This window comes from Verticiella alkaliphila (assembly GCF_018904615.1).
GTDB lineage: Bacteria > Pseudomonadota > Gammaproteobacteria > Burkholderiales > Burkholderiaceae_B > Verticiella > Verticiella alkaliphila.
Genome location: NZ_JADCNH010000047.1, coordinates 1 through 13,333, shown reverse-complemented (window position 1 = coordinate 13,333; position 13,333 = coordinate 1). Strand labels below are relative to the sequence as shown.

Below are 13,333 nucleotides of genomic sequence, written 5' to 3'. Positions count from 1 at the left end.
CGCTTATTGTGATGAGGCCCGTGGGGCCTCCATGGAAATCTCAGTGGTGCTGGTCTGTCGTGTCTGGCGTCAGCCCGCAGGTGTCGATGACGTCCAGCGCACCCATGCCGCCATCGACGGGGATGTCCACGCCCTTAAGCCAGCCACTCTCGGGGCTGGCGAGGAACACGGCGATCTCTGCCACTTCCCGGGCGTGGCCGGGGCGTGTCACGCGCGCCACCATGTGGCCCACGCGCGCGCCGAAGGCCGCCTTGAAGTCGTCCAGGATGCCCGTGGCGATCGCCCCCGGACTGATCGAATTCATGCGCAGTTGACGGGCGATCAGCGCCTCGGTCTGGGCCTTGGTCCACACCGTCACGGCCTCTTTCGACAGGTTGTAGGCGCGCGTATCGTCAATGCCGCGGGCCGCGCAGAAGGCGTCGAGATCGGCCTCGTCCGGCAGCGCCATCAGTGCCTTGACTTCCTCGATGTGCTCGCGCCATTGCAGGCCTGCGCGGGACGACACGTTCACGATGGCCGCGCCCGGCACCAGGCGGGGCAGCAGCCCCAGCGTGAGCCGGCGCAGGCCGAAGAAGTTCACGCGCAGCACCTGTGCGGCCTGACCCGCTCGAGGCGGCAGTCCTGCCACGTTCAGCAAGGCATCGATCGGTGTGTCGAGGGCCGCAAGCACGCGGTCGATGGCCTGCGGGTCGCCCAGGTCCAGCCCCAGGTGACGCGTGGCCGGGTTGGCAGGTGCTCGGATGTCCAGCACGGTGACACGGGCGCCCTGCGCCTGCAGCAGCGCGCAGGTCTGCTCGCCGATGCCGGTCGCGCCGCCGGTCACCACCATGTGTTTGCTCGCGAGCGAAGAGGAGAGCACGGTCATGCCGGGGATCCTTCAAGAAGCCAGCCCGCCGGGCCGGAGATGGCGTGGTAGCCCTGGAACTGGATCACGCCCTCGTAACCGAGGTTGCGGCCGATGCCGGATTGCTTGAAGCCGCCGAACGGCCCCCGGCCGTCCTGCGCCGATGGGCCATGGGCGTTGAGGTAGGTGTAGCCCGCCTCGAGTCGGCGGGCGAGGGCGATGGCCCGGTCGCGGTCCGTGGTCCAGATGGAGGAGCACAGGCCGAAGGGCGAGTCGTTCGCCTGCGCGATGACGTCGGCTTCATCGTCGAAGCGCAGGATCGGGAGCACCGGGCCGAACTGTTCCTCGTGCACCACCCGCAGGCGAGGGTCGGCATCGAAGACCAGCGTGGGGCGTTGAAAGTAGCCCTGGGCGTACAGCGCGGGGTCGGGCACTTGGCCAAGCTCGACGACGTCGGCGCCGCTTGCCCGGGCTTCGTCGATCATGCCGCGCACTACCTCGAGTTGCTTGCGGTTGTTCAGCGGGCCCATTGTGGAATCGGGGAGCAGCCCGTCGCCCACCACCTGGGCCTGGGCGACGGCGCTCAGTCCGCTCACCACCTCGTCATAGCGCGAGCGATGCACATACAGCCGCTTGAGCGCCATGCAGATCTGCCCCGTGGACATGAAGGCTCCCAGGTAGAGTCGCTGGAACGCGGCCTCGTCGAGCTGGGCGTCGGCGAGCACGATGCCCGGGTCATTGCCGCCGAGCTCCAGCGTGACCGGCGTGAGGTGGGCCGCTGCGGTACGCATCACGTGGCGGCCGATGGGCACGGAGCCCGTGAAGTTGACGAAGCGAGCGAGCGGATGCCCGGTCAGCACATCGCCGATCTCGGCGGAGGAGCCGGTCACGATGTTGACCACGCCCGGCGGCAGCGCCGCGGCGATGCGCTGCAAGGTGATGGTCGGCACCAGGGCCGAGTTCTCCGCGGGCTTGACGACCACCGTGTTGCCCGCCATCAGCGCCTGCGGCAGCTTGGCGCCGAGGATGGCGAGCGGCCAGTTCCAGGGCACGATGAGGATTGCAGCTCCACGCGGCTGACGCGTGACGATGGTGTCGAACGGCGGCCCGGCGATGTGTTCGTCGCGGGCGAGCCGCTCGGCATAGTCAGCGCTCTGGCGAAAGCGTTCACCCAGGCGCGAGATCTCGAGAAGCGTCTCGCGACGAACCTTGCCATGTTCGCGCGTGAAGAGCACTGAGCGGTCGTGCACGTCTTGCGCGTCCTCGACGAGCAGCTCTGCCACGCGCCGCAGCCGGGCCGCACGCTCGCCATAGCTGAGCGCGGCCCAGGCAGGAAAGGCGCGATGCGCGGCCCGCACGGCCGCATCCGCATCATCGGCGCTCGCAGCGGCCGCATGCCCGACGAGCTCGTCGGGCCGTGCGGGGTTCGTGATGGCGTAGGTGCGGCCCGCCTGCGCCGGGCGCGCCTGGCCGTCGATGTACAGCGTGGTGACGACGGGCGTGCCGTCCATTCCGATAGTCATGATGCCGTGACGGGCGGCTGGCCCGTGTCTCCTCGTTTGCAAGGGTGGATGGCGCGGGCACGGGTCACGTCCTGCCCAGGCGAGCAGGACGGTCCGCATGTCTGTCGGCAAGGGGGTGCGCCTGGCGCGCGCCGCGACTTGCCGTTGCGTCATAACGGCATCCTACGGCGCTCGACAGGCACGCGGACTGACGTTTTCTGATCACCATAACTGCGGGTTATGGCGCGGCCGCAGCCTGGAGAATCAGGCGTTGGCGTGGATGCCCGCTGCCTCGTGGACGAGGGCGTCGAGCAGCAAGCGGGCGGGCGGCGTAAGCACGGCGTCTGCGCGCACGATGGCGTGGATGGCCACCGTGGGCAACGGCTCCTCGATCGGCAGGGCGACGAGATCGTAGTGAGGCGCGTGCAGCTCGAAGAAGCGGCGCCGCAGCACGCCCACGAGGTCGGCGCGGGGCAGCAGCGCGAGCAGTGTCGAGAACGACTGGCATTCCACGCAGACAGGTGGCACGGCCAGTCCGCGCGCGGCGAAGGGCAGGCGCACCGGATCGCCAAAACCGCCGACAGGGCCCGTGAGCACCCAGCGCGCTGTGCTGAGCGCGGCAAGGCTGCGCGCGCCGGCCAGCGGATGCGTGCGGTGGGCGACGATCACGACGGCGTTCTCGAATAAGGGCTGCCTCGTCAGATCGCTGGCATCGTCGGCATCCGGCAGGGGGACGACGGCGATGTCGAGCTCGCCATTGCGAACCTGGGTGAGCGCTTGCGGGTAGTTCGCGTCCACGACTTTCAGCCGGACCTGGGGCCAGCGCTGGCGCAGGCGATCGGCTGCGCCCGGCAGAAGCAGAATGGCGGCGGCGGGCGATGCGCCCACGCTGACCTGGATGGCGGGCTGAGCCTGGTGCCAGGCCACCTCGTCGCGCGCACGCTGGAGCTCGCGCAGCATGCTGGCTGCCCGTGCCGCGAGCGACTGGCCTGCCGGCGTGAGCCGGATGCCGCGCGAATTGCGCACGGCGAGCGGCGTGCCGAAATCCTCTTCCAGACTGCGCAGCATCTTGGTGACGGCCGGCTGAGAGACGCACAGGACCTCGGCGGCTGCCGTCAGGCTGCCCGTGCGCTCCACGGCCAGAAGCAGTTCGAGTTGCTGGATGCGCATGGAACAGGTCTCGCGACGTTGGGCTTTCTTGCAGGCGGAATCAGGGTGTTTGCGCGGAAACTCCGGCGGAATCCCAGGGGATTGCGTCCACGCAGTCTACAATGGCACCAGGGAAAGGTTTGCCATCTTTGCCAGGTACCGGCTATACTAGCTGGCTTTGTATTTACACCAACGCTTAGGGGATTACCAAATGGTGGTGATTCGTTTGTCTCGCGGCGGCTCCAAGAAGCGCCCTTTCTATAACGTCGTTGCGACCGATTCGCGCAACCGCCGCGATGGCCGTTTCATCGAACGCGTCGGCTTTTACAATCCGGTTGCCAGCGAAGGCGAAGAAGGCCTGCGCCTGTCGCTCGATCGCGTGAAGCACTGGACGGACAACGGCGCCCAAGTGTCGCCCGCCGTCGAGCGCCTCGTGAAGCAATTCAGCAAGACCTCGGCTGCTGCCTGATCTTTGGTGTCCGTGGCCTTGCCTGATGCCGTCGGCGCTGCGCCGTCTGATCTCGTCGAGCTGGGCCGTGTCACGGGTGCCTACGGCATCCGCGGCTGGGTCAAGGTAGAGGCGCACACCGCCAGGTCCGATACCCTTCTCGGGGCGAAGACATGGTGGCTTGCCAAGCTGCCGCCGGCGGGCGATTCTGCCCCCGCAACGGCACCGCAGGCGTGGCGTGTCCTGAAGTCTCGTACGCAGGGCAGTCATGTCGTTGCCCATCTCCAGGGCCTGGATATCCGCGAAAGTGCGGAAGCCCTGCGCGGCTATCGCGTCTGGGTGTCTCGCGCGGCGTTTCCCGCCGCGGACGACGACGAATATTACTGGGTCGACCTGATTGGCTGCACCGTCCATGGCCTGGACGGAGAGTCGCCTGTCGTCCTGGGCACGGTGATCGAAGTCATCGACAACGGGGCGCATGCCGTCCTGCACATCGGTCGCATCGATCCCGCAGGCGAGCCCTTGCGCGATGCGAAGGGCCGCCAGGTCATGCTGATGGTGCCGTTCGTGGCTGCCCACGTGCAATCCGTGGATCTGGCCGCGCGCCGCATCGATACCGACTGGCCGCTCGACTTCTGATGGCGTTGCGCTTTGACGTCCTGACGCTGTTCCCCGCCATGTTCTCGGCGCTTACCGAGCACGGCGTGTCAGGTCGCGCGCATGCGCGCGGGCTGTGGTCTCTGCACGCCTGGAATCCGCGTGACGTCACTGAGGACGTGCATCGCACAGTCGATGATCGTCCCTATGGGGGCGGTCCAGGCATGGTGATGTTGCCCGATCCGCTCGTGAAGTCCGTGGCTGCAGCCCAGGCTGAGCGTGAGGCTGCGGGGCACGGCGGTGCGCCCGTGATCCTCTTGTCGCCCACCGGCCGTCGCTTCGATCAGCGCGTCGCCGCCGAGCTGTCGGTCTCGGCCGGCGCGATCTTCGTGTGCGGTCGGTACGAGGGCGTGGACCAGCGCTTCATCGATGCCTGCGTCACCGATGAGTGGTCGCTCGGGGATTTCGTGCTCTCGGGCGGCGAAATCGGCGCGCTTGCCATGATGGATGCCGCCGTGCGTCTGTTGCCGGGCGCGCTCAATCACGGCGAGTCTGCGCGTCAGGATTCGTTCGAGCCTTCGCTGTCGGGGCTCCTGGATTGTCCGCACTACACGCGACCCGAGGTGTATGCCGGGGTGTCTGTGCCGGAGCCGCTGCTCTCCGGTCACCACGCGCGCATCGCGCGCTGGCGACGCGATCAGTCCTTGCGGCTCACGCTGGCGCGTCGTCCCGATCTCATCGAGGCTGCCCGGCAGGGCGGTTTGTTGACGAAGGACGACGAGCGCGTGTTGCGCGAAGCGCCTGGGCTTGGCGAAGTTTGACAGCCACGATAAAATCGCTGGCTTTGCTGTATTTTTCAACCCCATCCTCTGCGGGGCGGGATACGTGTGTCGGGTTCGTCTTGCCCGGCGCTCTCCAAGAAGCCGCCCCATTACGATGGCACCAGGAGTTACCATGAATCTCATCCAGATTCTCGAGCAGGAAGAAGTTGCCCGCCTGACGGCGGACAAGACCATCCCGGCGTTCGCCCCCGGCGACACGGTGGTCGTGAACGTGAACGTGGTTGAAGGCGCGCGCAAGCGTGTCCAGGCCTACGAAGGCGTGGTCATCGGCCGCCGCAACCGTGGCCTGAACTCTTCCTTCATCGTGCGCAAGATCTCCTCTGGCGAGGCCGTCGAGCGTACGTTCCAGCTGTACTCGCCGCAAATCGCGTCGATCGAAGTCAAGCGCCGCGGCGACGTCCGTCGCGCCAAGCTGTACTACCTGCGTGAGCGTTCGGGCAAGTCCGCACGCATCAAGGAAAAGCTCGTTCGCAAGGCCCCCAAGGCCGCGCAAGCCAGCGCTTGAGTCGCGTCATGTAACACCCGAGGCCCTCGGGCCTTGGGTGGCATGTGATAAAAGGTACTCGCTCGAGTACCTTTTTTTTGGCTTTTTACAGCGACACCGCCCGGCGCGCTCGACGCGATCTCAGCCGGGTGACGTGTGGATCGAATGTCAGACATCGCGCAGCGACAGAGCAGGCCCCCCTCCATTTTCGACCCGGCGAATCAGCCCTGGATCGTCAACGACGACGGTTTCGCGCCGATCGATGCCGCGCATCTCACGCCCGCCGCGCTGCGCCAGCGCTTCACGCAGCCCCCGGCCTGGTCGCCGGAAGTGGCTGATGAAAGCCGCCGCCCGTTTCCCGGGCGCGAATCGCTCGTGGCGGCAGCCGTGCTCATTCCGCTCGTCACGCGAGCCGATGGCCTGCACGTCCTCCTGACCCAGCGCACCGCCCATCTGCATGATCATGCGGGGCAGATCGCGTTTCCGGGCGGCCGTGCTCAGCCGTCCGATACCAGTCTCGTCGACACGGCCCTGCGCGAGACCGAGGAAGAAACCGGTCTGACGCGCGAGTACGTGGATGTGCTTGGCAGCCTGCCGGATTACCTCACTTCCACCGGCTTCAAGGTGACGCCGGTGATCGGGCTGGCCGAGCCGAATTTCACGCTGGCGCACGATCCGTTCGAAGTGGCCGAGGTATTCGAAGTTCCGCTCGCCTTCCTCATGAACCCGGCCAACCATCGTCTGCACACGGCTACGCTGGTCGATGGCGTGCCGCGTCGGTATTACTCGATTCCGTACGAGAACCGCTTCATCTGGGGCGCCACGGCGGGCATGCTGCGCAATCTCTATCACCTGTTGCGCGCGTGAGCGCGGGCCCGAGCGCGGCGCGTGACGTGCCGGCGCTGCCGGCATGGCTCTCCCGCACCAACACCGGCTGGGTGATCCAGCTGCACGTGCAGCCGGGCGCGCGGCATCCCGGCGTTCAGGGTGTGCATGGCGACGCGCTCAAGGTGCGTCTGGCGGCCCCGCCAGTGGAGGGCAAAGCCAACGCGGCCTTGCTCGCCTTTCTCGCTGAGCGGCTGGACGTGCCCCGGCGCGATCTTCTCTTGGTGGCCGGGCTCACGTCCCGCAGCAAGCGCGTGGCCTTGCCGCTCGCGCTTGCGGCCCCGCAGATCGTCTCAGCCCTGCGGGATGATGACCGGCTCGGCGCGCTGGGCCGAGAAGGCGGGTAGCGACTCGGGCGGGGCCTGCACCGCGTAGGTGTCTTCATAGATCCGCTGCACCGTGCGCATCATCTGGCGCAGCTGGTGCGTGAGATGCGCAGGTTCGAATACCGCTGCACCGGGGTCGTCGTTGGCCGCCTGGCTCTGCGCGGCAAGCGGTTCCAATGCCTTGCCCACCGCGGTCAGCACTTCCGGGCGCAAGCCTTCCGGCGTCTGCGGCACGCCGTCGGGGCGCTCCGGACCGGCCGTGCTGTTGCTCAAAACGTTCTCGGATTGCTTGAGTGCGGCGTCCATCGAATCCAGCACCGACACGAGTTCGGCCGGTTGCGCGGCGGGCGGCCCCACCACATGAAAGAGCGGGCTCGCCGCGCCGATCTGCGCGGCGAGCATGTGGTTCTGCACGAGCAGATCGTTCAGGTAGGCCGCGGCAATGCGCTTGGATTTGGGCTCAGCCATCATCCGGTAGTAGGCATCGGCGAAGTTGGCGAAGGACGCGTTGGCGTTGCGCCGCGCGAGCCGCCACAGGATGTCGTTGCGGGCCTCCGGCTGGCGCGGTGCCTTGTCGGCCGATTCAACGACCGGCGGCTGGCGGCACACCTCGAGCAGGCGGCGATTGGCGGCCACCGAGGCGCGCGCAAGATTCAGGATCGAGCGGTTCTCCCAGTACGGCAGCACATAGCTGAAGCCCCACACCAGCAGCGAGCCGATCAGTGCATCCAGGGCGCGCTCGCCCACGACCATCAGCGAGCCGGGCGCGAGAAAGTGGAACGACAGCAGCACCAGCATGGTGTTGAAGACGGCGCTCAACAGGTAGTTGAGCGTGTTCAGGCTGTTGTTCAGGATCGCCGCGACGAACATCACGCAGAGCAGGGCGATCGGGTTCTGCGTGACCGTCATGACGCCAGCGGTGAGGGCGCAGCCGACGATGGTGCCTGCCAGCCGGCGCCGGTTGCGCTGGCCCGAGAGCGCAAAGCCCGGTTTCATGATCACGAGGATGGTGAGAACGATCCAGTAGCCGTGACCGCCGAAATCGAGGTTGAGCCAGCGTGCGCCCGCGTCGAGCAGCCACGCCAGTGCGAGGCCGGCGCCCACGGTGAGCGATAGCCGAACCGCGTAGCGCAGGTGCGGCGATGTGAGCGTGAGATTGCTCGTGAGCCGGGACAGACTGATGGCCTCGCGCGACATGAACTGCGCAAGCCCGCCATCCACGCGCAACAGGCTCTCCAGATTCATGCGGCCGCTGGCATGCCCCTGCATGCGCGCGACCAGGCGGGCGGCGGTGCGCAGGCGGCGCAACACCTGAACGATCACGATCCAGGCCTCTGGCGCCTGCTGCGGAAAGTCGCGTTTGCGCAGCAGCACGGCTTCGTACTCCATCGCGCGCAACTCGGCCTTGATGTTCGTGGAGCGCCGCACGGGGCGCCCGCTCGCCACGGCCATGCCGATGCGTTCGACTTCTGCCGATAGCTTGAGCAGCGCGTCGTGCGCGAAGAGCAGCAGATCGCTCTCGGGCAGTGCCCGGCGCAGTACGTCATAGTCCGTATAGGTGGCGAGCATGGTCTCCTGCAGGTCCACCATGTCGACGAAGATGTTGCCCAGCTGCACGCGGCGCGGGTCCGTGCGCTCATCGAGCTCGCGCGGCAGGATGCGCAGCACCATGTCGCGCGCCACCTGTTGCTGCTCGGCGAGCGCGGACTGCTTGGGCACGAGCTGGCGGTAGTTCTGCTCGAGATTCTGACTGATGTCGTAGAACGGCGCCTTCGCGCGGATGTAGTCCGCCGTGGCGAAGAGGGCGACGGCCAGCGCCTGGCGCTCGTCGCGCCAGCGCGCGAGCCGGCTCACCGAGATACTGAAGAAGGTGTACCAGAGGCTGCCGCCCAGCGTGGCGAGCGCGTGCCAGGCCGCGACGGCAGGCGTCACCGTGGCGTGCATGGTGAGTGTCATCAGGAGCAGGCAGGCGAAGCCGATCATCCCGCCCTTGCGTCCGAAGGCCGAGAACAGACCGAAGAAGAATGTCTGCGCGAGGATGGCGAGCAACAGCACCACGGGCCAGGACGTGGCCATGCCCGTGAGCAACGCGGCGAGCGTACCCAGCAGGGCGCAGCCCAGCATGCCGTTCAGGCGGTGCTGCAGCGGGCCAGGCTGGTCCATGACCGAGACGCACAGGGCGCCGAAGGCGGCTGCCATGCCCATGATCGGCTCGTCGAAGACGCCGATCACGAGGAAGGGCGGGGCGAGGATGCCGATGGACTGGCGAATGCCGTTGGCCAGGTAATGGCCGTAGACGAACTTGCGGATATTGCCGCGGGTGGTATCCATGTCGGGCGAGCGGCCGACGCGCAGGGCGTCGGCCTGGTCCATCAGACCTCGAGCATGATCTTGCCGATGTGCGCGGACGACTCCATCAGCTGGTGCGCCGCCACCACCTCGCCGAGCGGGAAGGTGCGGTTCACGTGCGGCTTGAGGCGCCCGCTCGCAAAGAGCGGCCAGACGTTCTCGCGCAGGGAGCGCGCGATGGCGGCCTTGTCCTCCACGCTGCGCGGGCGCAGGGTGGAGCCGGTCATGACCAGGCGGCGCACCATGATGACGGAGGCATCGAAGTCGGGCACCTTGCTGCCGTTCAGAAAGGCGATGTTCACCAGGCGGCCGTCCACGGCGAGCGAGCGCAGGTTCTTCATGACGTAGTCGCCGCCGACCATGTCGAGCACGACGTTCACACCCTGCTTGCCGGTGGCCTTGGCGAGTTCTGCCGCCCAGTCTTCTTCGCGATAATTGAAGACCGTATCGGCACCGGCATCGCGGCAATAGGCGGCCTTCTCGGCATTGCCCACCGTGGTGTAGACCTCGGCGCCGAAGGCCTTGGCGAGCTGGATGGCCGTGAGGCCGATGCCGCTCGAGCCGCCATGAATGAGGATGCGCTCGCCCGCCTTCAGGCGGGCGCGGTCAAAGACGTTCGTCCAGACGGTAAAGAAATTCTCGGGAAGCGACGCGGCCTCGAGCAGGCTGAGGCCTTCGGGCACCGGCAGGCAATGGCTGGCCGGCGCCACGCAGAATTCCGCATAACCACCGCCGGGGGTCAGGGCGCAGACCTCATCACCCACGTGCCAGCCCGTGACGCCAGGCCCCAGCTTGGCGATGCGCCCGGCCACTTCCAGGCCGAGCACCGGGGAGGCCCCGGGCGGCGGGGGATAGCTGCCGGCGCGCTGCGCGACGTCCGGACGATTCACCCCGGCATACCGCACTTCGATCAGCACCTCGCCGTCGCGGGGCTCGGGTGCCGGCATCTCGGCGAGCTTCATGACGTCCGCGTTGCCGCAGGGCTGGTGATCGATGTAGCGCATAGGTCCTCCTGACGGGCTGGCCGGCGTCGCGTCCAGGCGACACCATGAAGAGCGTCACTATACTGTGACGCTGACGCCCACGGGAGAACCCCTAGGCTTTAGCTTGAATAAAGGGGCGAATTCCCTTAGAATCTTGGACTTGGCACAAGAAAGATCCCACCCGCGTTTTGGCTTATCGCTTGGATGAGCCCTGTATTTGCGCGCTTTGGGGCGGTTGGACGCGCTACTGAGCGCTCTGGCAGTTGGTTGCGCTACTGAGCGCTCCTCATCTTTCTTCTCACGACAGCCTGGCTGGAAACAGCCGGATTCATCGGGATGGGTTGGCAGCGCCGCCCATTTTTTTTATTTCTATGGCAGATCTTTACGCACTGGTTGAACAATCTGTGGCGGGGCTGGGTGTTGAAGTCGTTGACGTCGAGCGTGCCGGCAAGGGCCTGTTGCGTGTGACCATCGACCGCGAAGACGGCGGGGCGAGGATCGAAGACTGCGAAGCGGTGTCACGCCAGCTCTCCCGTGTGTTCGAAGTCGAGAATCTCGATTACACGCGGCTGGAGGTGGGGACACCGGGTACGGATCGGCCGCTGCGCCGCGAATCGGATTTTCGTCGTTTCGCGGGCGAGCGTGTCGAGATCAAGCTGCGCGAGGCGCTGGCGGGCCGCAAGGTCTACGCCGGTATCCTGCGTGCGCCAGAAGACTTGGCCGAGGAGGGCGCGCCGGCCCCGGCCGAGGGCGACGCCCCGGTCTTCGGCATCGAAATCGATGAGCCGAAGGCGACGAAGGGAAAGAAAGCAACACAAGGCGAAACCCAGGTGTTGAACTTCACGCTCGATGAAATCGAACGCGCGAAGCTCGACCCGGTTCTCGATTTCAAGGGCAGAAAGCGATGAGTCGCGAGATTCTATTATTGGTCGATGCGCTGGCGCGCGAGAAGAACGTCACGCGCGAAGTGGTCTTCGGTGCGCTGGAAAGCGCGCTGGCATCCGCCATGAAGAAGCGCTTCCAGGAAGACGCGGACGTTCGCGTGAGCATCGACCGCGAGTCGGGCGAGCACGAGGCGTTCCGCCGTTGGCTGGTCGTGCCGGACGAGGCAGGCCTGCAGGAGCCCGACAAGGAAACCCTGTTGTCGGACGCGCAGGACGAAGTGGCCGACGTCGAGGTGGGCGACTACGTCGAAGAGGCGCTCGAGCCCATCGAGTTCGGTCGTATCGGCGCGCAGGCGGCCAAGCAGGTCATCCTGCAACGCATCCGCGACGCCGAGCGCGAGCAGTTGCTCAACGACTTCCTCGATCGGGGCGAATCCATCGTCTCCGGCTCGATCAAGCGGCTGGACAAGGGCGACATCATCGTCGAGATCGGCAAGGTCGAAGCTCGCCTGCCGCGCTCCGAGATGATCCCCCGCGAGAATCTGCGCGTGGGTGACCGCGTGCGGGCCTTCGTGCTCAAGATCGACCGCGCCGCGCGCGGCCAGCAGGTGATCCTGTCGCGTTCGTCGCCGGATTTCATCCGCCAGCTCTTCGAGAACGAAGTGCCGGAAATTGAGCAGGGTCTGCTGGAATTGAAGGGCGCTGCCCGGGATCCCGGCGTGCGCGCCAAGATCGCCGTCGTCGCCCACGATCGCCGCATCGATCCGATCGGCACCTGCGTCGGCATGCGCGGCTCGCGGGTGCAGGCCGTGCGCAATGAGCTCGGTGGCGAGCAGGTCGACATCGTGCTGTGGTCGGAAGATCCGGCGCAGTTCGTGATCGGTGCGCTCGCCCCGGCCAACGTGCAGTCCATCGTCGTTGATGAAGACCGCCATGCCATGGACGTCGTGGTCGACGAGGACAACCTCGCGATCGCCATCGGGCGCAGCGGCCAGAACGTGCGTCTGGCCTCCGAGCTCACTGGCTGGCAGATCAACATCATGACGCCCGAGGAAAGCCAGGCGCGCCAGGACGAGGAACGTTCCGGCCTGCGTCAGGTGTTCATGACGAAGCTGGATGTGGACGAGGAAGTCGCCGACATCCTGATCAGCGAAGGGTTCACGGGCCTCGAAGAGATCGCCTATGTGCCCATCCAGGAATTGCTCGAGATCGAGGCCTTCGACGAAGACACGATCAACGAGCTGCGCACCCGCGCACGCAACGCCTTGCTGACCGACGCGATCGCTCAGGAAGAGCGCGTGGATGCCGCCCAGGATCTTCTGGGCATCGAAGGCATCGACGCGGAACTGGCGGCCAAGCTGGCCGGCTCCGACGTCTTCACGCGCGACGATCTCGCCGACCTCGCGGTGGACGAGCTGGTGGAAATCACCGGCATGCCCGAGGCGGACGCCAAGGCGCTCATCGTCAAGGCACGTGCTCACTGGTTCGAGGAAGGCACGGGCGATTGACGTATCCGTGCGGGATATCGGATACGTCGAGGCCGGTTGACGTCGAACCGGCCGGTGCCGGGCCTGACGGAATGCAGTAGTTATTGGGGAAGAGGGAAACGCATGTCGAGTAATACGGTTACTGAGTTTGCCAACGAATTGAAGATGGTTCCTGCAACGCTGCTGGAGCAGCTGCGCAGTGCCGGCGTTCAAGTGAACTCGGTAAACGACGCCATCACCGAAGGCAACAAGACCCAGCTGCTGGAATCCCTGCGGCGGGCGCATGGCGCGAGCGGCGATGGCGGCAAGAAGATCACGCTCACGCGCAAGCAGACCTCGGAGATCCGTCAATCCGACGCGACGGGTCGTGCGCGCACGATTCAGGTCGAAGTGCGCAAGAAGCGCACGTTCGTCAAACGTGACGTGCCCGAGGGTGAAGTCGCCTCGGCCGCTGGCGCTGCGCTCGAAGAAGTGCCGACGGCCGCCGACGCACTCGACACGCCGGCCGTGACCGCCACGCCGCCCGTGGCTGCCGCCCCGGCCGCGGCGCCCG

At 66.6% G+C, this 13,333-nt stretch carries 14 protein-coding genes; 9 read left to right on the top strand and 5 right to left on the bottom strand.

The genetic code is table 11. From position 1 onward, the window contains the following. Positions 1-40: 40 nt before the first annotated feature. The 3 genes from IMZ29_RS19900 to IMZ29_RS19890 form a co-directional block, all read right to left on the bottom strand. Positions 41-865 (bottom strand): coniferyl-alcohol dehydrogenase, encoded by an 825-nt coding sequence (locus tag IMZ29_RS19900; protein WP_216187395.1) that lies wholly within the window; start codon positions 863-865, stop codon positions 41-43. After that, positions 862-2,367, bottom strand: coding sequence for an aldehyde dehydrogenase family protein (locus IMZ29_RS19895; protein WP_216187393.1), 1,506 nt, complete (start codon positions 2,365-2,367; stop codon positions 862-864). Before IMZ29_RS19895 ends, IMZ29_RS19900 begins: the two co-directional genes overlap by 4 nt. A 243-nt stretch (positions 2,368-2,610) precedes the next feature. Beyond that, positions 2,611-3,516 (bottom strand): LysR family transcriptional regulator, encoded by a 906-nt coding sequence (locus IMZ29_RS19890; protein ID WP_216187391.1) that lies wholly within the window; start codon positions 3,514-3,516, stop codon positions 2,611-2,613. 190 nt (positions 3,517-3,706) lie between these two features. Between IMZ29_RS19890 and rpsP the strand changes: the two genes are divergently transcribed. From rpsP to IMZ29_RS19860, 6 genes are all read left to right on the top strand, one after another. Then, positions 3,707-3,964, top strand: coding sequence for a 30S ribosomal protein S16 (gene rpsP / locus IMZ29_RS19885; RefSeq protein WP_216187389.1), 258 nt, complete (start codon positions 3,707-3,709; stop codon positions 3,962-3,964). Between the two features lie 18 nt (positions 3,965-3,982). After that, complete coding sequence (rimM, locus tag IMZ29_RS19880; protein ID WP_216187387.1) at positions 3,983-4,582, top strand: ribosome maturation factor RimM; 600 nt, start codon at positions 3,983-3,985, stop codon at positions 4,580-4,582. Positions 4,583-4,587: 5 nt separating this feature from the next. Continuing rightward, positions 4,588-5,361 carry a tRNA (guanosine(37)-N1)-methyltransferase TrmD gene (gene trmD, locus IMZ29_RS19875; RefSeq protein WP_216187425.1) on the top strand — a complete coding sequence of 258 codons (774 nt, stop codon included), beginning with the start codon at positions 4,588-4,590 and terminating at the stop codon, positions 5,359-5,361. Positions 5,362-5,494: 133 nt separating this feature from the next. After that, the gene (gene rplS / locus IMZ29_RS19870) at positions 5,495-5,887 is read left to right on the top strand and encodes a 50S ribosomal protein L19 (RefSeq protein WP_216187385.1); all 393 of its coding nucleotides are present in this window, start codon (positions 5,495-5,497) and stop codon (positions 5,885-5,887) included. Between the two features lie 144 nt (positions 5,888-6,031). Then, positions 6,032-6,733: a CoA pyrophosphatase gene (locus IMZ29_RS19865; RefSeq protein WP_216187383.1), complete on the top strand. Its 702-nt coding sequence runs from the start codon at positions 6,032-6,034 to the stop codon at positions 6,731-6,733. Then, positions 6,730-7,098 carry a DUF167 domain-containing protein gene (locus tag IMZ29_RS19860; RefSeq protein WP_371820368.1) on the top strand — a complete coding sequence of 123 codons (369 nt, stop codon included), beginning with the start codon at positions 6,730-6,732 and terminating at the stop codon, positions 7,096-7,098. The genes IMZ29_RS19865 and IMZ29_RS19860 overlap by 4 nt, the downstream gene beginning before the upstream one ends. Here IMZ29_RS19860 and IMZ29_RS19855 read toward each other — a convergent pair. Continuing rightward, positions 7,045-9,450, bottom strand: a complete 2,406-nt coding sequence (locus IMZ29_RS19855) for an FUSC family protein (RefSeq protein ID WP_216187381.1) — start codon at positions 9,448-9,450, stop codon at positions 7,045-7,047. The two genes, IMZ29_RS19860 and IMZ29_RS19855, sit on opposite strands and share 54 nt — an antisense overlap. Continuing rightward, on the bottom strand, positions 9,450-10,430 hold the full coding sequence (locus IMZ29_RS19850) for an NAD(P)H-quinone oxidoreductase (RefSeq protein WP_216187379.1): 981 nt from the start codon (positions 10,428-10,430) through the stop codon (positions 9,450-9,452). Before IMZ29_RS19850 ends, IMZ29_RS19855 begins: the two co-directional genes overlap by 1 nt. 350 nt (positions 10,431-10,780) lie before the next feature. Here IMZ29_RS19850 and rimP point away from each other — a divergent pair, with 350 nt between their 5' ends. From rimP to IMZ29_RS19835, 3 genes are all read left to right on the top strand, one after another. Then, a complete protein-coding gene (gene rimP / locus IMZ29_RS19845) occupies positions 10,781-11,317 on the top strand; it encodes a ribosome maturation factor RimP (protein WP_216187421.1) in 537 nt (178 codons plus the stop codon). Further along, entirely contained in the window at positions 11,314-12,801 is a 1,488-nt protein-coding gene (gene nusA, locus IMZ29_RS19840) for a transcription termination factor NusA (RefSeq protein WP_216187378.1), read from the top strand. The genes rimP and nusA overlap by 4 nt, the downstream gene beginning before the upstream one ends. A 102-nt stretch (positions 12,802-12,903) precedes the next feature. Continuing rightward, positions 12,904-13,333 (top strand): translation initiation factor IF-2 associated domain-containing protein (locus IMZ29_RS19835; protein ID WP_216187375.1); only part of this gene is annotated, 430 nt, incomplete at its 3' end.